24 protein-coding genes, 1 tRNA gene and 1 pseudogene are annotated in these 22,687 nt (G+C 59.5%); 14 read left to right on the forward strand and 12 right to left on the reverse strand.

Features of this window, described 5'->3' with window-relative positions; all coding sequences use genetic code 11:
• Positions 1-22: 22 nt before the first annotated feature.
• Together UL81_RS10680 and UL81_RS10685 are read left to right on the forward strand one after the other, a co-directional pair.
• The gene (locus UL81_RS10680; RefSeq protein ID WP_035106300.1) at positions 23-1,087 is read left to right on the forward strand and encodes a septum formation family protein; all 1,065 of its coding nucleotides are present in this window, start codon (positions 23-25) and stop codon (positions 1,085-1,087) included.
• Positions 1,087-1,434 (forward strand): metallopeptidase family protein, encoded by a 348-nt coding sequence (locus tag UL81_RS10685; protein ID WP_035106293.1) that lies wholly within the window; start codon positions 1,087-1,089, stop codon positions 1,432-1,434. The genes UL81_RS10680 and UL81_RS10685 overlap by 1 nt, the downstream gene beginning before the upstream one ends.
• Here the strand turns inward: UL81_RS10685 and UL81_RS10690 are convergent.
• Both UL81_RS10690 and pheA read right to left on the reverse strand, forming a co-directional pair.
• Positions 1,431-2,093, reverse strand: a complete 663-nt coding sequence (locus tag UL81_RS10690) for a histidine phosphatase family protein (RefSeq protein ID WP_035106291.1) — start codon at positions 2,091-2,093, stop codon at positions 1,431-1,433. The genes UL81_RS10685 and UL81_RS10690 overlap by 4 nt on opposite strands.
• Before the next feature lie 9 nt (positions 2,094-2,102).
• The gene (gene pheA, locus UL81_RS10695; RefSeq protein WP_035106289.1) at positions 2,103-3,014 is read right to left on the reverse strand and encodes a prephenate dehydratase; all 912 of its coding nucleotides are present in this window, start codon (positions 3,012-3,014) and stop codon (positions 2,103-2,105) included.
• A 58-nt stretch (positions 3,015-3,072) separates the two neighbouring features.
• Between pheA and UL81_RS10700 the strand changes: the two genes are divergently transcribed.
• From UL81_RS10700 to UL81_RS11915, 4 genes are all read left to right on the forward strand, one after another.
• Positions 3,073-3,807 carry a CPBP family intramembrane glutamic endopeptidase gene (locus UL81_RS10700; protein ID WP_035106288.1) on the forward strand — a complete coding sequence of 245 codons (735 nt, stop codon included), beginning with the start codon at positions 3,073-3,075 and terminating at the stop codon, positions 3,805-3,807.
• 137 nt (positions 3,808-3,944) lie between these two features.
• Entirely contained in the window at positions 3,945-5,303 is a 1,359-nt protein-coding gene (locus UL81_RS10705; protein ID WP_046453590.1) for an LCP family protein, read from the forward strand.
• Positions 5,304-5,316: 13 nt separating this feature from the next.
• Entirely contained in the window at positions 5,317-5,523 is a 207-nt protein-coding gene (locus UL81_RS10710) for a hypothetical protein (protein ID WP_035106286.1), read from the forward strand.
• Between the two features lie 78 nt (positions 5,524-5,601).
• Positions 5,602-5,778: a hypothetical protein gene (locus UL81_RS11915; protein ID WP_158407912.1), complete on the forward strand. Its 177-nt coding sequence runs from the start codon at positions 5,602-5,604 to the stop codon at positions 5,776-5,778.
• Between the two features lie 139 nt (positions 5,779-5,917).
• On the opposite strand, the gene UL81_RS10715 is transcribed toward UL81_RS11915, so the two are convergent.
• Genes UL81_RS10715 through UL81_RS10725 form a run of 3 tightly spaced genes read right to left on the reverse strand, consistent with a single transcriptional unit; the run spans position 5,918 to position 8,520 of the window.
• Entirely contained in the window at positions 5,918-6,844 is a 927-nt protein-coding gene (locus tag UL81_RS10715; RefSeq protein WP_046453591.1) for a DUF5926 family protein, read from the reverse strand.
• Positions 6,845-6,865: 21 nt separating this feature from the next.
• The gene (locus UL81_RS10720; protein ID WP_035106285.1) at positions 6,866-7,573 is read right to left on the reverse strand and encodes a glycerophosphodiester phosphodiesterase family protein; all 708 of its coding nucleotides are present in this window, start codon (positions 7,571-7,573) and stop codon (positions 6,866-6,868) included.
• Positions 7,573-8,520 (reverse strand): L-lactate dehydrogenase, encoded by a 948-nt coding sequence (locus UL81_RS10725; protein WP_035106952.1) that lies wholly within the window; start codon positions 8,518-8,520, stop codon positions 7,573-7,575. Before UL81_RS10725 ends, UL81_RS10720 begins: the two co-directional genes overlap by 1 nt.
• Positions 8,521-8,608: 88 nt before the next feature.
• Between UL81_RS10725 and UL81_RS10730 the strand changes: the two genes are divergently transcribed.
• Positions 8,609-10,354 carry an alpha/beta-hydrolase family protein gene (locus UL81_RS10730; protein ID WP_035106282.1) on the forward strand — a complete coding sequence of 582 codons (1,746 nt, stop codon included), beginning with the start codon at positions 8,609-8,611 and terminating at the stop codon, positions 10,352-10,354.
• A 49-nt stretch (positions 10,355-10,403) separates the two neighbouring features.
• Here the strand turns inward: UL81_RS10730 and msrA are convergent, their stop codons facing one another.
• Entirely contained in the window at positions 10,404-11,054 is a 651-nt protein-coding gene (gene msrA / locus UL81_RS10735) for a peptide-methionine (S)-S-oxide reductase MsrA (RefSeq protein WP_035106279.1), read from the reverse strand.
• A 151-nt stretch (positions 11,055-11,205) separates the two neighbouring features.
• Here msrA and UL81_RS10740 point away from each other — a divergent pair, with 151 nt between their 5' ends.
• Entirely contained in the window at positions 11,206-11,808 is a 603-nt protein-coding gene (locus UL81_RS10740; protein WP_046453592.1) for a superoxide dismutase, read from the forward strand.
• A gap of 651 nt (positions 11,809-12,459) precedes the next feature.
• On the opposite strand, the gene UL81_RS10745 is transcribed toward UL81_RS10740, so the two are convergent.
• The gene (locus UL81_RS10745; RefSeq protein ID WP_035106277.1) at positions 12,460-13,332 is read right to left on the reverse strand and encodes a LysR family transcriptional regulator; all 873 of its coding nucleotides are present in this window, start codon (positions 13,330-13,332) and stop codon (positions 12,460-12,462) included.
• Positions 13,333-13,431: 99 nt separating this feature from the next.
• On the opposite strand from UL81_RS10745, the gene UL81_RS10750 reads away from it, so the two are divergent.
• Together UL81_RS10750 and UL81_RS10755 are read left to right on the forward strand one after the other, a co-directional pair.
• Complete coding sequence (locus tag UL81_RS10750; protein ID WP_035106951.1) at positions 13,432-14,601, forward strand: MFS transporter; 1,170 nt, start codon at positions 13,432-13,434, stop codon at positions 14,599-14,601.
• A gap of 33 nt (positions 14,602-14,634) precedes the next feature.
• Positions 14,635-15,921 (forward strand): copper oxidase, encoded by a 1,287-nt coding sequence (locus UL81_RS10755; RefSeq protein WP_236684473.1) that lies wholly within the window; start codon positions 14,635-14,637, stop codon positions 15,919-15,921.
• On the opposite strand, the gene UL81_RS10760 is transcribed toward UL81_RS10755, so the two are convergent.
• Positions 15,893-17,326: a TM0106 family RecB-like putative nuclease gene (locus tag UL81_RS10760; RefSeq protein WP_407921712.1), complete on the reverse strand. Its 1,434-nt coding sequence runs from the start codon at positions 17,324-17,326 to the stop codon at positions 15,893-15,895. The two genes, UL81_RS10755 and UL81_RS10760, sit on opposite strands and share 29 nt — an antisense overlap.
• 82 nt (positions 17,327-17,408) lie before the next feature.
• Here UL81_RS10760 and UL81_RS10765 point away from each other — a divergent pair, with 82 nt between their 5' ends.
• Complete coding sequence (locus UL81_RS10765; protein WP_035106274.1) at positions 17,409-18,041, forward strand: DUF6474 family protein; 633 nt, start codon at positions 17,409-17,411, stop codon at positions 18,039-18,041.
• A 100-nt stretch (positions 18,042-18,141) separates the two neighbouring features.
• Positions 18,142-18,453, forward strand: coding sequence for a histone-like nucleoid-structuring protein Lsr2 (locus UL81_RS10770; RefSeq protein ID WP_035106272.1), 312 nt, complete (start codon positions 18,142-18,144; stop codon positions 18,451-18,453).
• A 560-nt stretch (positions 18,454-19,013) separates the two neighbouring features.
• On the opposite strand, the pseudogene UL81_RS12205 reads toward UL81_RS10770, so the two are convergent.
• Positions 19,014-19,172 (reverse strand): annotated as a pseudogene (locus tag UL81_RS12205) (transposase); the annotation flags it as partial.
• 63 nt (positions 19,173-19,235) lie between these two features.
• Complete coding sequence (locus tag UL81_RS10775; RefSeq protein ID WP_035106269.1) at positions 19,236-20,495, reverse strand: IS256 family transposase; 1,260 nt, start codon at positions 20,493-20,495, stop codon at positions 19,236-19,238.
• A gap of 167 nt (positions 20,496-20,662) precedes the next feature.
• Between UL81_RS10775 and UL81_RS10780 the strand changes: the two genes are divergently transcribed.
• The gene (locus UL81_RS10780; protein WP_035106267.1) at positions 20,663-21,073 is read left to right on the forward strand and encodes a carboxymuconolactone decarboxylase family protein; all 411 of its coding nucleotides are present in this window, start codon (positions 20,663-20,665) and stop codon (positions 21,071-21,073) included.
• A gap of 49 nt (positions 21,074-21,122) precedes the next feature.
• Positions 21,123-21,563 carry a DUF1990 family protein gene (locus UL81_RS10785; RefSeq protein ID WP_046453593.1) on the forward strand — a complete coding sequence of 147 codons (441 nt, stop codon included), beginning with the start codon at positions 21,123-21,125 and terminating at the stop codon, positions 21,561-21,563.
• Between the two features lie 37 nt (positions 21,564-21,600).
• On the opposite strand, the gene UL81_RS10790 is transcribed toward UL81_RS10785, so the two are convergent.
• A tRNA-Glu gene (locus UL81_RS10790) sits at positions 21,601-21,673 on the reverse strand.
• A 90-nt stretch (positions 21,674-21,763) separates the two neighbouring features.
• Positions 21,764-22,651 carry a 3-hydroxyacyl-CoA dehydrogenase gene (locus UL81_RS10795; protein WP_035106266.1) on the reverse strand — a complete coding sequence of 296 codons (888 nt, stop codon included), beginning with the start codon at positions 22,649-22,651 and terminating at the stop codon, positions 21,764-21,766.
• Positions 22,652-22,687 lie beyond the last annotated feature (36 nt).

Genomic DNA, 22,687 nt, shown 5'->3' on the forward strand with positions numbered 1-22,687 from the left:
ATAAGGCTAGGATAGGAGCCCTATGAATAACTCCACCGCGTGGCGCTCCGCCGCCGCAATGCGCATCCTTCTCGTGGCAGCCCTGGCTGCCGCTGCCTTTTTGGGCGCCTTTGCGTATTTCAGCGGCAACACGTCGACCTCCGCTGACGGCAACGGAGACCCCGCCAATCCGGAAGAAACTGATGCTCAGGTCATTTCCTTTACCACTGCTGATACCGGGTCCTGCCTGACTTGGGGGCACAACCCACAAGGTGAAGTCACCAACTTTGAGACCACCTCCTGCGAGGACGAGCACCGCTTTGAGGTCTCTACCCGCGAGGACTTGAGTACCTTCCCGACCAGTGAGTTCGGCCCGGATGCCGCCATGCCAGATGTGGAGCGCCAGAACGCGCTTCGCGATGAGCTCTGCCAGGCCGCCACCGTGCGCTACTTAGAGGGCAAGTTCGATCCTTCCGGTAAGTACGACATTGCTTCTATCCTTCCGCCGGCTGCGGCCTGGGAGCAGGGCGATCGCACCATGCTCTGTGGCCTGCAGACCACCGATATCAACGGTGAACCGCAGCTGACCACCGGCAAGGTGGCCAACGTCGACCAGGCTCTCGTTGCTGAACCGGGTACCTGTTTGGCCCTGGAGGACAACCAACGCGGCCTGCCGGTCGATTGTGCCGAGGACCATCAACTCGAAACCGTCTCGATTATCGACTTGAACGAGCGCTTCCCGGATGGCTACCCCTCGGATGAGGACATGGATAACTTCCTAGATGAGACCTGTACCGCCAACGCGGAGGAATACCTCGGCGGCGAGGAACAGCTCTACCAATCCACGCTGCAACCCTTCTGGGGCTCGTTGAGTGAGACCTCCTGGAACACCGGTTCTCGTTCGGTGAACTGCTCGCTTATCCACACTGATGGCGACGGCTTCTCGACGATTACCGGCACCGCCAAGGACGGCCGCGACGGCCTGCGCATCAACGGCGAATCACCAGAAGAGCGCCCGGAACGTAACCCGCTGCGCAGCGAGCAGGACAACAACACCGACAACACCCCGGCAGCACCGACGCCTGCTGCGCCTGCACCGGCTGCTTAATGTATAGCGTCAGCGAAGAGCGCTTTGACGAGATGGTCAATGCTGCGCTGGACAAAATCCCCGATGAGTTTGTCCACCAGATGCGCAACCTGGTCATCATGGTCGAAGATTACAACCCCGACCAGCCCCAACTACTGGGGCTGTATGAGGGCGTCTCGCTGACCGAGCGCACCCACGATCACACTGGCTTTCTCCCCGATGCCATCTTCATCTACCGCCACGCGCTGCAATCCATCTGCCACAGCGAGGAGGAACTCGCCCACGAAGTAGAGGTCACCGTCTTCCACGAACTAGGCCACTACTTCGGCTTTGAGGAAGACCGCCTCCACGAACTCGGCTGGGGCTAACGCCGCGGCAAGTCCAAGTCCGCCCAGCGACGCAGCTCCCACTGACCGAAGTCTTTCCCGCGCGGTTCCATCACGGTCATTCCGCAATTTGGCATGTATCCGGAGAACGCAAAATCTGCATCCACGCCAGTGGCATGCTTGCTGACGATGCGGATGGCCGCACCATGACTGACCACGACGACATCCTCGTCATCGCCAAGCCCGGCCGCGAGATTCTCCAACGCCGGCTGGTAGCGTCCCAGCAGGTCAACGTAGGATTCCCCGCCCTGCAAACGGGAGTCCGGATTGCTATCAAAACAGCCGCGCAGCACCATCATGTACTCGCGATGCGCATCCTCGCTGCCATCCATCTCATAGTTGCCGGCATAAATCTCATGCACGCCGTTAATGACTTCCACCGGATAAGAAAAGCGCGGGTGACCAGTAACTTCTTCATAGGAACGCGCGGCCAACTGCGCGGTCTGCTGGGCACGCAATGCCACTGAGCAGTACATGCGCAACTTACGCTCACCGACGTACTCGGCAATCTCCCGCCCGGCGCGCACCGCTTGGTCGCGGCCGCGTTCGGTCAGCTCGGCTCCTGGGGGACGAGTATCCAGCAGGCGTTCAATATTGGAAAAGGTCTGGCCGTGGCGCAGGAGAATGATTCTTCCGGTCATGGTTTTAGATTATTGCCCCCGTTGCAGGCGCGCTACCCATTCCTCGGCCTCTTGCAGCCGCTCCACATCACGCGGTGAGTCAGCCAATTCAGTCGCGGAAGGCCACGACCCTACGAAGCGCAGTTCCGGTACACGCAACCACAGCGCACGCAGTGCTTCTGCCACCAGCTGATCATCAATGTGCCCCACCAAATCCACATGGAAACGGTAGCTGCCCAGGCCCTCCCTAGTCGGGCGGGATTCAATACGCGCCATATCCACACCACGGCTAGCGAATTCCTGCAGGCACGATACAAGCGAGCCTGGCACGTTCGGAATAGTAAAAATCACCGACGTCCTATCCGACCCAGTGCGCGCCGTCGGCTTACCCACGGGTCCGACCAACACGAAACGCGTGGTGGCCTCAGCAACATCGGCAATGCCAGTCGCCACCGACTCCAAGCCATAAATCTCTGCCGCACGCGCCGGTGCCGCCGCCGCATCAACCTCACCGCGGGAGACTGCCTCCGCCGCCGCACCATTGGAGCTCGCCGGCACGAATTCCACCTCGCCGAGGTTCTTCTCCAGCCACTCCCGCACTTGCTGATAGGCCACCGGGTGGGTCGAGAAAGTCCGCACCGCCGACTGCTGCGTTCCCGGACGGACCATAATGTCGAAGACCACCGGCAGGTCCACCTCGGAGTAAATCTGGACCGGCTCGCCTTCCATCAAGGCATCAAAAGTCGCGGTGACTGCACCATCCACGGAATTTTCAATAGCCACGCAGGCAAAATCCGCACGCCCGGAACGCACTGCGGCCAGCGCCTGCGACGGCGAATTCACAGCCAGCGGTTCAACCTCACCCATGTCCTGGGCAAAGCGCTGCAGCGCTGCCTCGGTGAAGGTACCAACGGGTCCAAGGAAGGCGATCGTGGTGCTCATAAGGCTTTAGCCTACATAGTTAAGCCCACATTGTTCTTCCGCACTAGACTGTGGCGCCATGACCACTACCCGGCCGCAGCGCCTGCGCGCGGAAATCCTCATCGTCCTTGCCGTTACCTTCGGCATCTCGGGACTGCGCGCCATCCTGCGGCTGATCAACGCCCTTGCTGCCCCGGAAGCACTCAACGACCAATCCGTCACCCTCAATGCCAGCCAATCAACCCTTGCCTGGGTCGATATCGGCTTACAGCTCTGCTCCGCCATCGCTCTTTTCGCCTACGGCGCACTCGCACTCTTCCTGCTAGCTGGCGATGGTATCCGCATGCCCGGCTGGAAACGCGGCGACCTCCTGCACGGCATGGGCCTGGCCGCCATCATCGGCATCCCCGGCCTCGCCCTTTATGTCACCGCACTCCAGCTCGGCCTGACCAAGGAAGTCGTCCCCACCGACTTCGACAACACCTGGATCGAACTTCCCGCCCTGCTCCTGCACTCGGCCGCCAACGCATTCGGCGAAGAAGTCGTCGTGGTCTTCTGGTTACTTACCCGCCTGCGCACACTCGGCTGGGGCCTGCCCGCCGCCCTTGCCGCCTCATCAATCCTGCGCGGCACTTACCACCTCTACCAAGGTGTTTCCGCCGGCTTCGGCAACATCATCATGGGCCTGCTCTACGGCTACTACTTCCACCGCACCGGCCGGGTGTGGCCACTGGTCATCGCCCACTTCCTCATCGATGCCGTGGCCTTTACCGGCTACGCGCTTATCGATGACATCTCCTTCCTCGGCCTCTAAACCTCCACCAGCTCCCCACACCAGACCGACGCCACACTCACTCAGCCTGAAGGGCACGACCGTGGTCGCTGTGACTTTCCTGCAAGATTGCCGCACAGCTCGGGGCCTTAAGGAGGCGACATTGTAAGGTGTAGCGCATGGATAATTCAGGACGGAATCCGGAGAGGGAGTCCCGGCGCGCCGATGACTTCGTTCTCGGCTCGGACGGAAAGCCGCTACGCGATCGCTACGGCCGCCCCGTTCGCCGCCATCCCCGGAACAACGATCCTGGACGAAGCACGCGCAACCAAGGTTCACAGCGTGCCCAGGGCACCAGCCGCCCTTCGGATAACACGCGCCTTCCCCACCCGGATGAGGTCCAGCGCCGTCCGCGTGCGGACTACACCCGGCAGCTGCCACCGGAAGAACAATTCCAGCGCCCGCAGCAACAGCAGCCGCGCTACCCTAGCCAGTTCCGCGCGATGCAGCAGCGCCAACAGCAACCGCAATATCAGCAGCGCTATGCCCAGCAACCACAGCGCGCTGCGGTACCGCGCAACTACCAACCAACCCCCGGCCGCGCGCAGCGCCCCCATCGTCGCCGCAAGCGTGTTAGCCCAGTCAAGCGTTTCTTCGGCTGCTTCGGTTGGTTTATCGCCATCTTGTTGGTCCTTGCCCTGGCCATTGGCTTCTGGGCTGATACGCGTCTGACCCGCGTGGACGCGATGCCGGAAGAACAAGTTTCCAATACTGCTGGCACTAACTGGTTGCTCGTTGGCTCTGACTCCCGTCAAGGACTAACTGAAGAAGACCAGGCCAACCTGGGTACCGGCGGTGATGTCGGCGTGGGTCGTACCGATACGATAATGGTTCTGCACATGCCTACCTTCGGCAAGGCACGTATGGTCTCTATCCCACGTGATAGCTACGTCGAGGTACCTGGCTTCGGCATGGACAAGATTAACGCCTCCTTTACTTACGGTGGCCCGCAGCTGCTGACCCAAACCGTCGAATCGGCAACTGGCCTGCACATTGACCACTACGCCGAAATCGGCATGGGTGGCCTGGCTAACGTGGTCGACGCCGTGGGCGGCGTGGAAGTCTGCCTGGACGAACCCATCAACGATCCACTCGCCGCCATCGACCTGGCTGCGGGTTGCCAGGAACTCGACGGACCAAACGCCCTGGGCTACGTGCGAACGCGTGCCACCGCCATGGGCGATCTGGACCGCGTGGAACGCCAGCGCGAGTTCTTCTCCGCACTTCTTGGCGAAATCACGTCCCCGATGACGTTTATCAACCCGGTGCGTGCCATCTCCCTGGTCAACAACACCGCCTCGGCTTTCATCGTCGACAACGGCGACCACATCTGGCACCTACTGCGCGTCGCCCTGGCCATGGGCACCGGCGTGGAAACCGAAACCGTCCCCATCGGCAGCTTCCAAGACACCGCCGTCGGCAACGTCGTGGTCTGGGACGAGGCCGAAGCTGCCCAGCTCTGGGAGTCCATGAAGTAGCTAAGGAATGAGCGTGAGCGATAAGTCTTTTCACTACAAGTTTGGCCTGTTCGTAGCCATCTGTGGCGTGCTGCTGCTCCTGTTCCGAATCGTCATCCAAGACTTTTCGGTCCTAGGAATCCTCTCCCCCATTTTCATCTCCATAGGTGGCCTTCTCTTGATGCGCGGTAAACCTGAGGAAAGCGAAAAGAGTCCCTCCATGTCCTCCAGAAGCTCGTAACCCTCGATGACGATCGCACAACGCGCGTGAGCTGACATTATGTGTTAGAAAACTAAACAACGAATGGAGGCAGCGCGCATGAAGGACAAGTCTTTCCGCTATAAGTTGGGTTTCGTCATTGCTGCTGCCGGCGTTCTGCTGTGTTTCAGGGAGATTGTCCGCGACGACACCTCAATGGAGGTCGCTCTCGCATGGTTCGCACTCAGCATTGTGGGTCGACTCATCATGCGCAGCGAGGAAAAGCACACTAAGTAAACGCACAAAAGCCTGCCCAATAGGAAGTTTCTCGAACTTCCTGGGCAGGCCCTTTGTTTTTCTGCTGCGTCCCTTTTAGGCCGCTGCGTTTCCTTGTGGCGCTGCTGCGTTCCTTCTAGGTACGCTGCGCTAAGTGAACTTAGCGCAGCGTGACCTGGCGGGACTTAATGTTTTGCAGCTGCTTGCGCTCGTCGGCGGTCAGCTGTGCGTCGTTGCTGAGTTCTTCGGTGAGTTCCTTGGCGACGCGGACGAGTTCATCTTCGTAGGAATCGTGGGCGACTTCTGGTTGCAGGTCGAAGACTGGGGCAATCAGGCCGTGGGTGCGGAAGACACCGGCGAACTTGGTGTTCTCACCAAGGTTCAGGTCGCCGCGGGCGGCCACGCGGGCCAGGGCGTTGAGCAGGGCGGACTCGTTGTCGTGCGGGAAGACCCAGCGGATGTGTGCCTTGCCGCCGCCAGCGTTAGCCCAGAATGCGGTGCCCGGGAATTCATCCGAGTGACCAACTTCGTGGGATTCGATGACGGAATCGTTGGCAGCCTGCAGCGACTGTGCGATTTCCGGGGTGATCTGTGCACCTTCTGGCATCCACCAGGCGAAGTCCTGGTGTACGTCGATATCCAGGATGGCGTCGGTATCCAGCAGTTCCTTCAGTTCCGGCTGGGAACCATCCGCAGCAGTGGACTGCAGGGTTGCACCCGGCTCACTGTTCTTAACCCAGTTCAGGGCGTATGCCAGGTCGCGGTTCGGGTTGTGGGTGTGGTTTTGGACCTGCAGTGCGACGAAAGCTGCACCGCCGGCCTGCTCATCACGAATCATTGCAGCAGAAGCACCCGGCAGGACGGTGGTGACATAGACGTCGCGGTCGATGTCTTTCACGTCCAGCTTGGCAAGTGCCGAAGGCACGAACTCCTGCAGTGCGATGAGCTGGGATTCAGCGGCGAAACCGGAGTAAGGGCGCGGGTCCTTTTCCAGGGCGGCGCGCTCTGCGGCACGAGCGGCGAGCTTGGCCTGGCGGCGGGACATGCCCTCCGGCAGCTGTTCATTCTTCTTTTTCTTCTTGGCCATGCCCCCTAAAATACCGGGTTGCTACAGCTCGATGGCGTGCAGGGCCCGCTCCGGTTCATTGGTTGCCAAGATGTTCACACCGTTAGACCAGGCCCACTTCATGTCCTCGTCTTTGTCGACGGTCCACATGTACGTCGGCAAGCCATGCGCGCCAATGGCATTGGGCTGGATCTTCGCACGCAACAGCGACATGCCCAGGCCCGTCGGGCGCGAGAGCAGCATGTCGGGTTTGTTGATGTGGCGTTCCCAATCGCGACGCAGGTAGATGCGGTCAGTATCCGGTGCAAGCCGCTGCATGACGCGGGTCGCGCGGTGGGAAAAGGAAATGACGTGCACGCGGGGATCGCCCAGCATTCCGGCGTAGCGCAGACGCAGGACCAGCTGTTCTTCCAGCATGTCGCCGTGGCAGCCGGGGTGTTTGGTCTCAATGTAGAGATGGTGATCGGGATAGTCCTGGGACATCTCCAACAAATCATCGAGAAGCATCATGCGCTGCCCGCGGCCGATATCGAGCTGACTCAGTTCAGACCAATCCATCTTGGATACGCGGCCATGACCATCCGTGGTGCGATCGACGGTGGGGTCATGGTGGATGATGACCCGGCCGTCTTTAGACAGACGAATATCGCACTCCACGCCGTGAATGGGCAGCTCAAATGCCTTCTCAAAGGCGAGGTGTGACAGCTCCGGGTATTTGGCGGAATATCCTCTATGCGCGACGATCTTCACTAGCCGAAAAACTCTTCCTTGATATCGCTAAGCGTCTTCGCCGAGGCAGCAAAGCGCTCCTTTTCGTGGTCATTGAGCTGCAACTCCACCGGGCGGACGATGCCGTTGCGGTTAATAATCGCTGGCGTGCCGATGTAGAGGTCTTCCACCCCGTATTCCCCTTGCAGGTAGGCAGAAACCGGCAGTGCGACATCCTGGTTCTGAATCACCGCGCGAGTAATGCGCGCCAGGCCCATGCCGATGCCATAGGACGTCGAGCCCTTGGCATCAATGATGCGGTAGGCCGCATCGCGGGTGTTTTCAAAGATTTCCTCGATGCGCTCGGCATAACCAGGGTTCTCTTTGAGCTGGCGAGACAGCGGCACACCAGCAATATTCGCCGTGGAAACGACGGGCAGCTCCGAATCGCCATGCTCACCGACGATGTACGCGTGCACCGACATCGGCGAGACGTCTTCGAGTTCGCCCAGCATATAGCGGTAGCGGGCAGAATCGAGCACCGTGCCCGAACCAATCACGCGGTGATGGTCCAGACCTGAGGCCTTCCACACCGCATAGGTCAACACGTCCACCGGATTGGTAGCCACGAGGAAAATGCCGTCGAAACCATTGCCCATGACATCATCGACAATGCTGTTCATGATCTTGATGTTCTTGCCCACCAGGTCGAGGCGGGTCTCGCCAGGCTTTTGCGCAGCACCAGCACAGATGACCACGAGATCCGCATCCCGGCAGTCCTCATAGGTGCCTTTGGTCACGCGGGTGCGCGACGGCGCCCAGACCACGCCATGGTTTAAGTCCATGACGTTGCCTTCCAACTTCTTTTCGTCAATATCAATGATGGCCAGATGGTCTACGATTCCCTGGTTAACCAGGGAGAATGCATAGGCAACGCCGACATCACCGGCGCCGATTAGGACGACTTTGTTTCCAACATGGTTTGCCATGGTTTCCATTGTGCGCTGTTTTGGCCCTTTTCGCACCACAGAACGCTCGCGCTGCGGGCAGGTCACTTCTTTGGGATAATCGCGTGTCATGAAACGGTTACTGGCGCGCGCAGTCCTAACCGGCTTAGGCGTGCTCAGTGACATCACCCCTGGCCTGCGCATGACTCGCAAGCGCACCCTTCCACCGGAGATGTCCGCCGGCATCCTTGGCGCGGAGCTGGCCACCTGGGCTGCGGTATCGCCCTCTCTGCTTCCGCGTCCTTGGTGGGTGACTGCCGCCAACGTCGCCATTGGGCAAGGTGTGGGCCATCTCGGTGCGGCGACGGTGGCGTTTACCCTCAACCGCATCGGCAAGCGCCCGCAAGACCGCTTAGGCCCTGGACACCGGCAGATTCTGCACGCCGCCATCGGTGCGGGCACCATCCTCAATGTTGCACGTTCCCTGCGCAACCAGCGCATCCAAGCCGGGTTCGTTGGCAAGGAAATCGTCCGCGGACCTGCCACCGCCGCCATTGGTTTAAGCGCTGGTACCGCCGGTTATGGCGTACTGCTGTTGCTGGGTGAGGCCACCCAATTCACTGCCACGCGGCTCTCCCGGCAACTGGGCCGCTGGGTTCCTGCACTCCTGGCCTGGCCATTGGTGACCGCCGGCATGACGCTTACGGCAGTATTCCTGTCCAACCGTGTGGTGCTGCGCCGCTGGATTCGCCATCTTTCTGCCCGTGCCCAGCGCATCAACAAGCTCGTCTTTCCTGGCACGATGATGCCCTGGGAACCCGAACGCTCCGGCAGTCCCTGGTCTTATGAACCGTGGTCGGCGCTTGGCCAGCAGGGCCGCCGCTTTGTCTCCAATGGTCCGCGCGCCCGCGACATCCAAAAGGTCATGGAGTGCGACAGCGCCCATGAACCCATCCGCATCTACGCCGGCTTGGTCCCTGGTCGTCCCATGCGCCATGCCGCCCGCCAAGTTCTAGCGGAAATGGAGCGCACCGGCGCTTTCCGACGCAACACCCTCGTCATCCAAATGCCCGCCGGCTCAGGCTGGCTCAGCAATTGGAGCGTGTCCGCCTACGAGTTCCTCACCCGCGGCGATTGCGTGACCGTGACCGTGCAGTATTCCTACCTGCCCTCGGTGTTTTCTTATGTCGTCGACAAGCAAGCTCCCAAGGAAGCCGCCCGGGAGCTCATCCACGCCATCCAGCGTCGCTTAGAAGACCTGCCGGAAGAAGACCGCCCACGCGTCTACTTTGCCGGTGAGTCCCTGGGCGCTTACGCCATCATGGACAACTACGAGGACCTCGATAGCCTGCTTGCTGACTGCAATGGCGCGGTCTTTACCGGCCCGCCACGCATGACGCACTTTACCCAGAACCTGCAGCGTGACACCGGTTCCATGGAGCGCCTACCGCTTATCGATGGCGGCCGCCACGTCCGCTTCGCCACCGTTCCTGCGCATACCCGGCACGATGCTTTCGGCCGCAGCTACACCCATGTCTGGAAGCGCCCGCGCATGCTGGTGGCCCAGCACGCTTCCGATGCCATCGTCTGGTGGGATATGAACCTAGCGTTTACCCGCCCCGGCTGGATGCGCGAACCCCAACCCGATACCTTGTACGCCGATACCTTCCCCCGCCTGAACTGGGCACCGCTGATTTCCTTTTGGCAGATAGGCCTCGACCAAATCAACTCTCTGAACGTCCCCGGCGGCCACGGCCACAACTACTTCTGGGAGAACTTCTGGTACTGGGACGAAGTCTTAGGCTCCCAATCCCGCAAGCCACTAAACCCACGCATCGCAGAGCGCATGCGCAGGTTCGTCAGCAAGGACGCCTAATAAACTGCGTAAGTTTCCAACAGGCACGTGAGGTGCTGCTAGCAGCACCTCACCCGCACTTGACGCCCGTGCTGTGGTGCGGGCAGTAGCCGTGAGGATTTTTGTACAGGTACTGCTGGTGTTCGTCTTCGGCGAGGTAGTACTCGCCGGCGTCGGTATCACTCAGTAACTTCAGTTCGGTAGTCGTCTCGCCAAAACCGTTGTCTTTGAGCTTGTCCGCGTAAGAGTCGACGATGTCGCGAATCTCGTCGAGTTCCTCTTGGGTGCGTGGGTAAAACGCCGAGCGGTACTGCGTTCCTACGTCATTGCCCTGGCGGAAACCTTGGGTGGGGTCGTGTGCTTCCAATGCGATGACCACGAGGTCGCGCAGGGAGACTTGCTCCGGGTCGTAGGTGATTTCGACGACCTCTGCGTGATTCGTCAGACCGCGGCAGACTTCGTAGTAGGTCGGGTTCGGTGTTGTACCACCGGCGTAACCGACGGAGGTCGATTCGACGCCTGGGGTCTCCCAGTACATTTTCTCCGCACCCCAGAAACAACCGATGCCAACGACCAGGCTGCGTTGGTTGTCCTTCCACGGACCAGTAATTGGGGTGCCTAACACCGCATGGGGACGGGGATTTAAGACAGGTTCTTCCCTGCCAGGCAGGGCCTTATCGGCACTGACCAATTGCGGGGTGGGACGGAATAGAAACGACATGCTTCTGGCTCCTTTCTGCGGTGTGCGTGGGTCCAGACTACTTCCATTTTGTGCAGCTGCCAGCACTTTTATTTATTTAGCACATACAATCGTTGCGAATTTAGAAAACGTGCCTATGATGGGCGGCGTACCCGAAGAAAGGATTAGAACTATGGCTACTTACGAACTTCCGGAGCTCGACTACGCATACGACGCACTGGAGCCGCACATCTCCGCAGAGATCATGGAGCTGCACCACTCCAAGCACCACGCTAACTACGTCAGCGGTGCAAACGCTGCACTCGAGGCTCTCGAAGAGGAGCGCAACGGTGAGGCTAACGCCGACCGTATCCGCGCATACACCAAGAACCTGGCGTTCAACCTGGGTGGCCACACCAACCACTCCATCTTCTGGAAGAACCTGTCCCCGAACGGTGGCGGCGAGCCGACCGGTGAGCTGGCTGAGGCCATCAACCGCGACTTCGGTTCCTTCGAGAAGTTCAAGGCTCACTTCTCCGCAGTTGCTACCGGCCTGCAGGGTTCCGGCTGGGCAGTCCTGGGCTACGACCATGTTGCTGGTCGCCTGATTGTTGAGCAGCTGACCGATCAGCAGGGCAACATCTCCGTTAACTTCACCCCGCTGCTGATGCTGGATATGTGGGAGCACGCTTTCTACCTGCAGTACAAGAACGTTAAGGCTGACTACGTCAAGGCCGTGTGGAACGTCTTCAACTGGGACGACGTTGCAGAGCGTTACGCTGCAGCCACCAAGTAATCCTTAATCAGGATTAGCAAGCCGCCCTTCGGGGCGGCTTTTTGTTCTTCCCTTGGCCGAACTTCCCCGCAAAACTTTTCTCACTAGCGATTGCCGAGGCTGAACGTCCTATGCAGAATTGGTCTGATCGCCTTCTCTTTTCTGCCTCTTTTCCCATAACGATCTACGCACTAGGAAAATAGGCAACACCAGAACGTAATAGAAAATCAGGAACGGCACGACGAAGGAAACTATTCCGTCAGACGTTACTTCGCTCCAGGGAACACCTTCTGTATTAGGGAAAACTAAGCCTCCCCCAACCCGTCCTTTGGCTTACATAGAATTCCGCGACAACCATCAGCGGCAACACAATGAAAGAGAACCACCAGGGCGGAACCCATGGCCCTCCATCTTTCTGCCGTTTATATAAAGCTTCACCGAACCCCATTACAGTTCCCGCCCTTCTAGGTTCGCTACTCACAGAGCACACAACAACCTGCGTGATGAACAAGCTATCCATAGTCAGTCGCTAACGTTTGCAGCAATGAAGAATGCTAGTAAAGGACCTAACCGACCGGCCAAACCATATGAAAGTCGGGACTTTTGTACACACCCATATCGGTGTGCTGTTGCTTCACAGTTCGAAAGCTCGAGTGTTTCGATCCCCTGAAGTCACATTTGCTTGTTTCTCTCGCTCATGATGAAGTCACGGAACTGCTTAATTGGTGGTGCATCGTCTCCGGGGCGCCACACTAGGCCGAGTTCACGGTAGGCGGCTGGTTCCAGGGGGATGAGGTTGCCGGTCTGTAGGTAGGGGTCGTCTAGTGGCAGTAGTGCGATGCCGAGGCCTGCTGCGACCATACCGGAGACTGTCGTAAGTTCCATGGACTCGAAGACGAGGTGTGGGGTGAATCCGGATTTTTCTGCCAGCGAATCCAGCAGCATGCGGGTGCCGTAGCCGGGCAGCATGCCGATGAAGTTTTCTTCGGCGCATTCGGCGAGGTCGATGCTGTCGCGTTGGGCGGCCCAGTGTCCTTCCGGGACGGCGAGGCCTAGTTTTTGTAGTTTGAGCAGGTGCCAGCCGACCTCGGCGTTTGGTTTCGGGCCGACCAAGGCGAGGTCGGACTCGCCGCGTTGAATTCTTTCGACAAGTTCGCGCGAGGCACCCTGGTGCAGGCGAATATCGACCTGCGGGTGCTGGGCGCGATAGGACTTAATTAGATCCGGGACTAACCACGTGCCCAACGAGTGCATGAAATCCAAGCGCACGGTGCCGTGTTCCGGGTCCATGAGGCGAGAGACTGCATCGCGAGCGGCGGTCTCGCTGCGCAGTATGTGGCGGGCATGTTCCACGAATGCGCTTCCCCGGGCGTTGAGCATGAGTGTGCGCCCGGCGCGCTCAAAAAGGTTGGCGCCAAGTTGCTGCTCGACGCGCTGGATGCGCCTGCTCAGTGCTGATTGGGAGATGCCTAAGGCATCGGCAGCAGCGCCCACCAGCCCTAAATCAGCGACGGTGACGACGCCGCGGATGTCCTCTAGATTCATGCTTTCTCCAAACTGCACCTATTAACATGCACAATACGCATGGAAATACTATCTTTTAGACATTTTACTCATGAGAGCAGGAAGAGCATGCTTAATGCCATGAGTAGAACGCAGCGCGCGACCATCGCCATGCTCTTTGCGGGCCTGGCGATTTTCTCAAGCTTGTATACCACCCAGGCCATCCTGCCGACCTTGGTCGATGAGGTAGGACTGTCCTCCATTGAGGCCGCCATGACGGTCTCAGCTGCCACGGGTGCGCTGGCCATTTGTGTGGTTCCGGCATCCATCCTGTCGGAACGCTACGGGCGCGGTCGCTTGCTCATTATTTCTGCTATCGCTGCCACGGTGGTCGGCATGTTGGTTCCCCTGGCAGACAACGCCTGGCAGCTCATCGCCTTGCGTGGCCTGCAGGGCGCACTGCTGGCCGGCGCACCCGCGACCGCAATGGCGTGGCTGTCTGAGGAGCTGGCCTCCAAGGCCCTGTCCCGCGCAATGGGGCTGTATATCGCCGGTACCTCGATTGGTGGCCTGACTGGCCGTCTGGTCCCGACCGGCATGCTGGAATTTAGTAACTGGCGCTGGGCGCTGTTTGTGTCTGCCTGTGTGACGCTGCTGTTCGCCATCATTGCGGTCATTTTGCTGCCTGCTCAGCAAAACTTCCGCCCGAAGGAACTGCACTTTGCCAGCGAAGCCCGCGCGGTATTTGGCCATATTAAAACGCCGGCGCTCGCGTTGTTGTACCTGACAGCCTTTTTGGCCATGGGTTCGTTTGTGTCCATCTACAACTTCTTAAGCTTCCGCCTTATCGACCACTTCGGCATGGCACCGAGCATCGCCGGCCTGGTCTTCCTCTTCTATCTATCTGGCACCTGGTCTTCGGCCAAGGCTGGTTCCATGGTCAGTCGCTTCGGCCATGCACCCACGATGCTGGGCTCCGCGTTGCTCTTCGCGGTCGGCATTGCCTTCTGTGCCGGTCCGTTTCCTATGGTCCTCCTCGGCATCCTTGCGCTGACCATTGGCTTCTTCGCGCTGCATTCCACGGCGTCTGGTTGGGTCGGCGCCTTGGCTGACCACGACCGCGCTGAGGCATCCAGCATGTACGTCTTTTGCTACTACCTGGGCTCCTCCATCGTCGGCGCGGCCGCCGGCATCATCTTCGATGGTCTGTCTTGGGCCGGATTCATCGCAGTCTACACCGGCATTGCGCTGCTGCTCTCCGCTGTGACCTGGCAGCTGCACCGTGTGACCAAGGAACGCCAGTACGACTAGGTTCCCGCAATTTCAACGACTAAACTCGGTTTTATGACTGAGGATAAGTGGTCCGCCCGCACCTGGCACCGTCGCGCTTCCAAGCCCGTCACCATCTGGATGATCATCTTCATCGTCTGCGGTGTCGGCCATATCCTCATCCCCAACTACCGTTGGGTACTCATTCACCTGTTTACCCTGGGCATTTTGAGCAATGCCATTCTGGTTTGGTCGCAGCACCTTACCGAAAAGTTCGTCCAGCAACGCCTGCCTGATTCTGCTCGGCCGAAGCAGTTGGCCCGGATTTATATCTTTAATCTCGGTGTCATCATTGTCCTAGCCGGGCAAATACTTATCGATGCCTGGTCGCAACACTGGATCCTAACTCTCACCGGTGCAGCCATTATTTCTGCCATGGTGGCCTGGCACGGATTCGTGTTATTTACACAGTGGAAGTCCGCTGCCAATAAACGTTTCCGCCCGGTGGTTGCTGCCTATGTCTTTTCCGCACTGTGTTTGGCAGTCGGTGCATTCTTTGGCGGTTTCTTGTCGCTTAATCCTGGCAACCCGCAGCTGTTATTGGCCCATATTGGCGCCAATGTCGGTGGCTTTGTCGGCCTGGCCGCCGCCGGATCACTCACCATTTTGTTCCCGGCTATCTGGCGCAGCAATGGCACGAATCGCTACATGAATACCAGCTTTATTCTGCTGGCTGTAGGCGTACTCGGCACCAGTATTGGTTCCCTTATGGGATTCCCGCAGGCCGGTCTGGTGATTTACGTCGTGGGTTGGGTATTAAGCCTCCAGCAATGGCTGGGCACCGCTCTGCGCTCGCGCACTCCGCTGACATATCCTTCGGTGTCCGTCCTGTTGGCCGTCGTCTGGCTGGTTGGCGCGCTCACCTACTACACGGTCCAACACTTCCTCACCGAAGAGCCTGCTTTGCCGACGTTGGCGCTGCTGGTTGGCTTTGCCGCACAATTGCTCATTGGCGTGATGAGCTACCTCTTGCCGACGACCATGGGGGGTGGCCCAGCAGCCGTCCGCGCAGGCCTGCAGAAGCTCAACGGCATGGGCTTGTTCCGCTCCACGCTGATTAACCTCGGTTTGCTGGCCTGGATTACCACGGACATTTCCTGGTTGTCCGTGGTTATGTCGATGTTGAGCCTCGGCGCTCTGGCCGTGTTCCCCATCCTCATGGTGCGCGCGGTCAAGGCACAGCGCGCAGTCATTACCGGCAAAGCTGAGGGCCCACCGCCGCAGGAGTACACCCCGTGGGATCAGGTCGCCGCAGGTATCGCCATCATTGCCGCTATTTGCGTGCTGTTTTTAAGGGCTTAACTCCCGGCGCGCCCTGGTCCATCCACTCGCGCACCACGGCGGTGGCCTGCACATCGCCGCGGTTGTACTCAAGGAGTTGCTCGCGGACGTCTTCATCACCAGCGAGGGCATCACGACGTGCGTTCACGGCTTCTTCGCCGTCGAAGTCCTCGTCCGGCCAATGAAAGCCCGCCACTGGTGCAACGACCTTAAGGCCGAGTCCGCCAGAACCGGCGAAATTGCGCTTGACCTCGACGAAGAGGTCGACCCACTCGTCAGAAGAAATGAACTCTTCTACTTCCTTGAGACTCACGCCATGGAAACGCTCGGCACTGCGACGCATCCAGTGGTTCTCGCCGTGGGCGGAATAGCAATAGGCAGCAAACGTCTTGCCCTCGGCGTGGGCTTTAGCGCGGATGTCCATAAGCCAGGACCAAAAGGCTTCGAAGTTCTCTGCTTCAGCGCGACCACCGAGCGGTTCCCAGGTGACGAAGGGATGGTATTCGCCTTCATACCAGGCACCCCACAGATATGCGCCCTGGTCGAGGTAGGCCTCCATGTCGACATCGACTTCAACGTCGGCGCGGGTGACTTTAATGGGACCGCGCGCGAGCAGCGGGATGTCCTCGCGCCAGGCGGCGGCGAGTTCGGAAGGTTCGCCCAAGTTGGCATCGATAAGCCCTTGCACCGTATGGATACCGCGCTCCCGGAAGGGACGGGCACGGTCGCCGGGCAGGAAGAGTGAGATTTCATCGACAGCTTCGAGCTCCGGTCCGCAGACCTCCCAGAAGCGACAGGTGGCACACTCTTTCACCCGGCGCGGACCACTGGGCACGGGCTGTTGCAGGGCAGATTCGACGTCGAAACGCGCGGTATCGGTGAAGAATGCGCGCGAGCGGTCCTGCCCAATCGCAGCGCCGCGACCAGAGTTGAGCCCCATGTCCTCCAACGCACGGGCGGCAAAAGCGAGGCGATAACCATCCACGGCGTGGTGACGCAGTTTGTAGCCGACCTCAAGCGGCTCACTCAGCCCCAGACGATGCGTGGGCACGGCAAGCGTCTTCTTGGTGGAGTGCGGACGCGCCACACGGTGATTGGAGACAATAATCGGGGTGTACTTATCACCTTCACGCAGTAGAAGGTCTACCTCTACTTGCCAGGTATCAGTACTAAAGACCGCGCCGGTGATGTGCGTGTAGCCATAGGCCAGCGCCTCGAGGGTGGCCATGGAGCGCTCCCACGCATCGCCTTCCAAGTCGACGCGGCGGAAACGGCCCGGCGCTTTGCGAGGCAGCAGGTCAAGGACATGATCGACAGCAGCCGCATGGCGACGCGCCCGGGCTTGAGAAGCATGTGTGCGCGGAATTTCTGGGTGCGCGCGACGCTGGACCTGCCGGTACTGACAACCGACAAGGTCCCCTGCCACGATCACTTCTCTCACACCGCGTGAGCTTAATAGAACAGCAAGGTAATGTTGAATCCAGACGTAATCGACGTGAGGAAAAACTTTGAGCATTGTGAAAAAGATTCGCAAGGCCCGCGCAGAAGCCCGCGCGCAGGCAAAGGCAGCGAAGGCGCGTGCCCGCGCTGAGGTTAAGGCCAACTCTAAAAATGAGCGCCGCCAGCAGAAGCTGTTGGCTAAGCAGGAAAAGGATCTGCTGAAGTCTGAGCAGAAGGGCCTGAAGAAGCGCCGTAATCACGAGTACAAGATGGCCAAGAATGAGCTGGAGCGAATCCGCCAGGGCCGTTTTAACTCGGATAACGTCAAGCGCTACGCCAGCGCCGCTCGTACTGCTGCGCCGCTGCTGCTGCCGCTGATTTACCGTGGCTATGTTGCACTGCGCGATAAGAACGAAAAGCGCCAGGCAAATAAGGCCGGTGTTACCCAGGAACAGATGTCTAAGTTTGCCGGCCACGGTGCGGATCTCAAGGCCCGTACTGCCGGTATTCGTAACTCCCTGGAAAACACCGATCTTCCTGCCGGTTTTAAGCGTGACGTGCGTGAACGCCTCGATGAGCTGGACGCAGCTATCGATAATGCAGAGTTCATGACCCCACAACAGCGCCGTCAGGCGCATAAGGCCATCAACTCTGAGATTGACAATACAACCGCAGAAATTCAGCAGCGTATTACCGAGTAATACAACTTAAATCTGCATCCATAAAGCCACAGTTTTTACACTGTGGCTTTTTCTTTTATATTGGCTATATTGGAAGTGGTAATCCCAACTCGGAGGTAACATGGCACGCCGCGAAGTAACTCAGTTTTTTGACGATCTCGATAACTCACCCATCAACGAAGAGGACCTGGAAGTTGTCCGCTTTGGCGTAAATGGAAAGAACTACATCTTGGACCTTTCTCACGCGAATGCGGAGAAGTTCCACGCCGCACTAGCACCGTATATTGAGGCCGCACGCCCGGCCCAGGCCACCACGCCGAAGCGCACCGACCCACGCGAAGTGCGCGAGTGGGCAAAGAAGCAAGGCATCGAGGTTGCCAAGCGCGGCAAGATCCCGTCTGAAATCATTGACGCCTACAACAAGGTGCATTAATTCCTGACACTACTATTTCACCAACGAAATAGTTTTGGAGCCGCATAATCGGCAGGGCCTGGGCAGAGGTACAACTACTGTTCAATTTTATTGAACGTAGGAGCATTTCTCCCAGGCCGTTCTATTTTTCATGCTGGGTCCAGTCAACGAGGCTTCTGTTTGCTTTGGAAATCCCTACACCCGCGATATCGGTGTCAACCACCGTTTAGTTCTGACGCAGGTACAACGGCCCCCTGTTGGTCCGACCACTACTGAACACCAGCCGAACGCCGCTCACTCGCACTCGGGCCAGTGCACGGTTTGGAAAGTGCGGGCTTCGTTAGCGTGTCCACGGGATTTTCTTACAGCTCGTTCAGCTTATCCCTTAGGCAGTGGAGCCCTAGACAACATTTTCTCTGCTTTGAATCTGTAGGCAGTAAAAGTGGCATTTTCAGGGTCCTCGAGGACATGGGACTCGGTGTGGTTAACGCGAGTATTTCGTTCGTTTTGGTGGCACCGTCATCGGTAACTCAAACAGCGAGTATTTCTTTAGACAGTGCGATGTTGCGCTGTCGCTGAAATCACTCTTCAAGTTGTCCGGCAACTACTCCGCCGACGAGCCGGAGAATAGAATCCCGGCGGAGAAAACTTCCGACAACATGAGTGCATTGCCAAATCTCCCGGTTAAGTCGTGGCATTGAGTTATTCGACCAGACCATTGTCCATACCAATTTCGGAGAAGTAGTAAACGCCGGTCAAGCCCCTGGTAGTGGTGTAACTCGTTTTTGATCCTTCGTTGGTGGTCAGGCGGGTAGTTGCATCAGTTCATCGGTGCTCACCTCCGTCGCCTGGCTGGTGTCGGTGTTGGTGGTCAGGGTGAGTCGGCATCGGCTCAGGACTTCGAGGCCGAGGTAGCGACGTCCTTCGGCCCATTCGTCGGTCTGCTCGGCCAGGACGGCGCCGATGAGGCGGACGATGGCGTCGCGGTTGGGGAAGATCCCTACAATGTCGGTGCGGCGGCGGATCTCGCGGTTGTGCCGCTCGGTGGGGTTGTTGGACCAGATCTTCCGCCATACGTCGTCGGGGAACGTGGTGAAGGCGAGCAGGTCCTCTCGAGCGTCACCGAGGTGGTCGGCGACCTCGGGCAGCCGGTGCTCGGTGTAGTCCAATAGTCGGTCGAACTGGGCGTTGACGGCGTCTGCGGTGGGCTGGTCATAGACGCTGTGCAGCATGGCCTTCACGGCCGGCCACATGGACTTCGGGTACACCGCCATGAGGTTCGCGGCGTAGTGGGTGCGGCAGCGCTGCCAGGCGGCTGCGGGCAGATTCGCCGAGATCGCATCCACGAGGCCGGCGTGCGCATCAGAGGTCACCAGTCGTACCCCGCCCAGGCCGCGGGCGACCAGGTCGGCGAAGAAGGTGTTCCACGATGCCTTGGTCTCACTGGTCGCCACCGGCATGCCGAGGACTTCGCGGTGCCCGTCGCCGTTGACCCCGGTGGCCAGCAGCACCGAGGCTTTGACGACCTGCTTGTTTTCCCGGACCTTGATCGTCAACGCATCGGCGGTGACGAAGGTGAATGGTCCTGCCTCATCCAGGTGCCGGTGCCGGAACGCGGCGACCTGCTCGTCGAGGTCGGCGGCCATGCGGGAGACCTGGGATTTGGACAGTGAGTCGATGCCCAGGGTCTTGATCAGCTTGTCCATGCGGCGGGTGGACACTCCGGCCAGATAGCAATCCGCCACGACGGTGATCAGCGCGGACTCAGCACGCTTGCGGCGCTCGAGCAGCCACTCGGGAAAGTAGGACCCCTGACGCAGTTTGGGGACGGCGACGTCGACGGTGCCGACGCGGGTGTCAAGGGGTCGGTGGCGGTAGCCGTTTCGGTAGTTGGTGCGCTCGGCCAAACGAGCGTTCCACTCCGCCCCGCAGACGGCATCGGTATCGGCGGACAGCAAGGCGTTGATCATGGTCTGCAACAGCTCGCGCATCAGATCCGGCGACGCCTCGGCGAGGGCTTGGCCAAGAAGGCCGGCAGGGTCGACAATATGAGGTGCGGTCATCGTGATGACTCCATTCGAGGATTCGGTAAGAGGTTGACTCGAAGGATCACACGGTGGCCGCTCTACATCCGTGCACAACACGGATTCGTAGAGGGGCTCGGCCACCGAGTTACACCACTCTATGGGGCACTACTGCGTCGATAAGCACGCGCATAAACTAGAGTGGCATGACTGATTCCACTTCCCCGAACAACAGCTTTGAGGCTGGCATCAACGTGCGCCGCGAGGTGATGGGCGACGAGTTCGTCGAGGCTGCACTCGCCCGCGCGAAGGGTTCCGACGGCGAGGAGCTGCAGCACCACATCACCTCCACCGTATGGGGGTCGGTGTGGACGCGCGAGGGGCTGAGTCGCCGCGACCGCAGCCTGCTCAACATCGGCATGCTCGTCGCCCTGCGCGCGACCGAGGAGCTGCGCGGTCACGTGCGCGGCGCGCTGACTAATGGGCTGAGCCGCGAGGAGATCACCGAGGCGATCATCCACGCCAGTGGTTACTGCGGCGCGCCCGCCGCGCTGTCCGCGATGAAGGTCGCCCAAGAGGTGCTGGAGGCCGAGCTTGGACCGAAGACCGACGCGTAGCCTAGGCATTTTACCGGGGGTTGCGAGCGCCAAGCGCGCGCAGGCGCCGATGCTTGTCGATGCCGGCGCGCCCGCTACGCGGTTTCGCCACGAGGTGCTTATCGACGCCCCTTTCCACGCCGCCGGCGAACGCCTCATGTCCTGGGAGGTGCAGCGCAGCGCGTTTCGCGTGCGGTCGAGCGTGCCCCGCGTCACTCCCGGCGCGATTGTCGAGATGAGCCCGGGCGTGCTCCCTTTACGGTTCTATTGCCGTGTTACCGAGGTCATCGACGAGCCGAACCGCATCGGGTTTGTGTCCGCGGCGCTGCCCGGACCCCCGGAGCGCGGCGAGGAGCGCTTCGTGGTGGAGCGGCGCGCCGGTGGCGAGGTGGCTTTTGTGATTGAGGCGATCTCGCGGCCGTCGACACGCGCGTGGGCGATCCTCGGTGTACTGCTGCGGGCGGGCCAGGAAGTGATCACGCGGGTGTGTTACCTGCGCGCGCTGGGTTAGAAAAACCCGGACTCCATGCAGGAATCCGGGCTGGTTGTACCCCGTACGGGATTTGAACCCGTGTTACCGCCGTGAGAGGGCAACGTCCTAGGCCGCTAGACGAACGGGGCGCGTTCTTTCTGTCGTTTGCGGCTCCTAAAAGATAGAACACGCCCCGCTATCCGACAAATCAGCAGGTCGGCACCCCTAGCGCGGGCGGGTTACTTCTCGATCTTGTTGCCGTTGTCGTCGTACTTGTAGAAACCCTCGCCGTCGCCCTGGCCCGAGCGACCTTCCTCGATCATCTCCTTGGCGAGCTCGGTGAACTTCTTCTTCCACTCCGGCTGGTCCTCGCCGGAACCCTCAGCAACGTTAACGATGGAGCGCATGCCGATCATGTCCATGATCTCGAACGGACCCATTTCGGTGCTCATGGAGATGCGCCAGTCCTTGTCAATCTGGTCGACGTCAGCGACATCGTTGACGTAGAGGTACTGCGCTGCCTGCAGGAACGGAACCATCATGGTGTTGAGGAGGTAGGCGCGCTGCTCCTTCTTCAGCACGACGGGTGCGAGGTCAGCCTCGTGGGCGAACTCTTCGACAATGTCGCGGTACTTCAGGTCCGTCTCCGGGTTCGGCATGATCTCAACGATGTTCTTGACCCATACACGGTTGGCGAAGTGGGTGTTGATGAAGCGCTTCGGGTCTCCGGAGGCGTCCGCAATCTCGCTGCCGAGCAGCGACGAGGTGTTGGTGCAGAAGATGGTGTGCGACGGTGCTGCCTTGCCCAGCTTCTCCCAGGTGGAGCGCTTCAGGTCGAGCTTCTCCGGAACTGCCTCAATAATAATGTCCGCCTCAGCGACGGCTGCTTCCATGTCCGTGGTCAGCGAGAGGTTCTCGTGAGCCTTGGCGACGCTTTCCTCGCTAGCGGTGTCGAGGTCGGCGATCATGGACTTGCCAATGGAGTTAAAACGTCCCTTGGCGGCCTCAACAGCGTCGTCGTTGATGTCCCATGCGGTGACCTTAAACCCGGCGTGGGCGACGACGAATGCGATCTGGGCGCCCAGGACGCCTGCACCGATGACGGAAACGTTCTTAATGTCAGTCATGACACTTCCTTTGCTGTAAAGAAAATTTTCATTGTA

The sequence above is a fragment of the Corynebacterium camporealensis genome (assembly GCF_000980815.1).
GTDB lineage: Bacteria > Actinomycetota > Actinomycetes > Mycobacteriales > Mycobacteriaceae > Corynebacterium > Corynebacterium camporealense.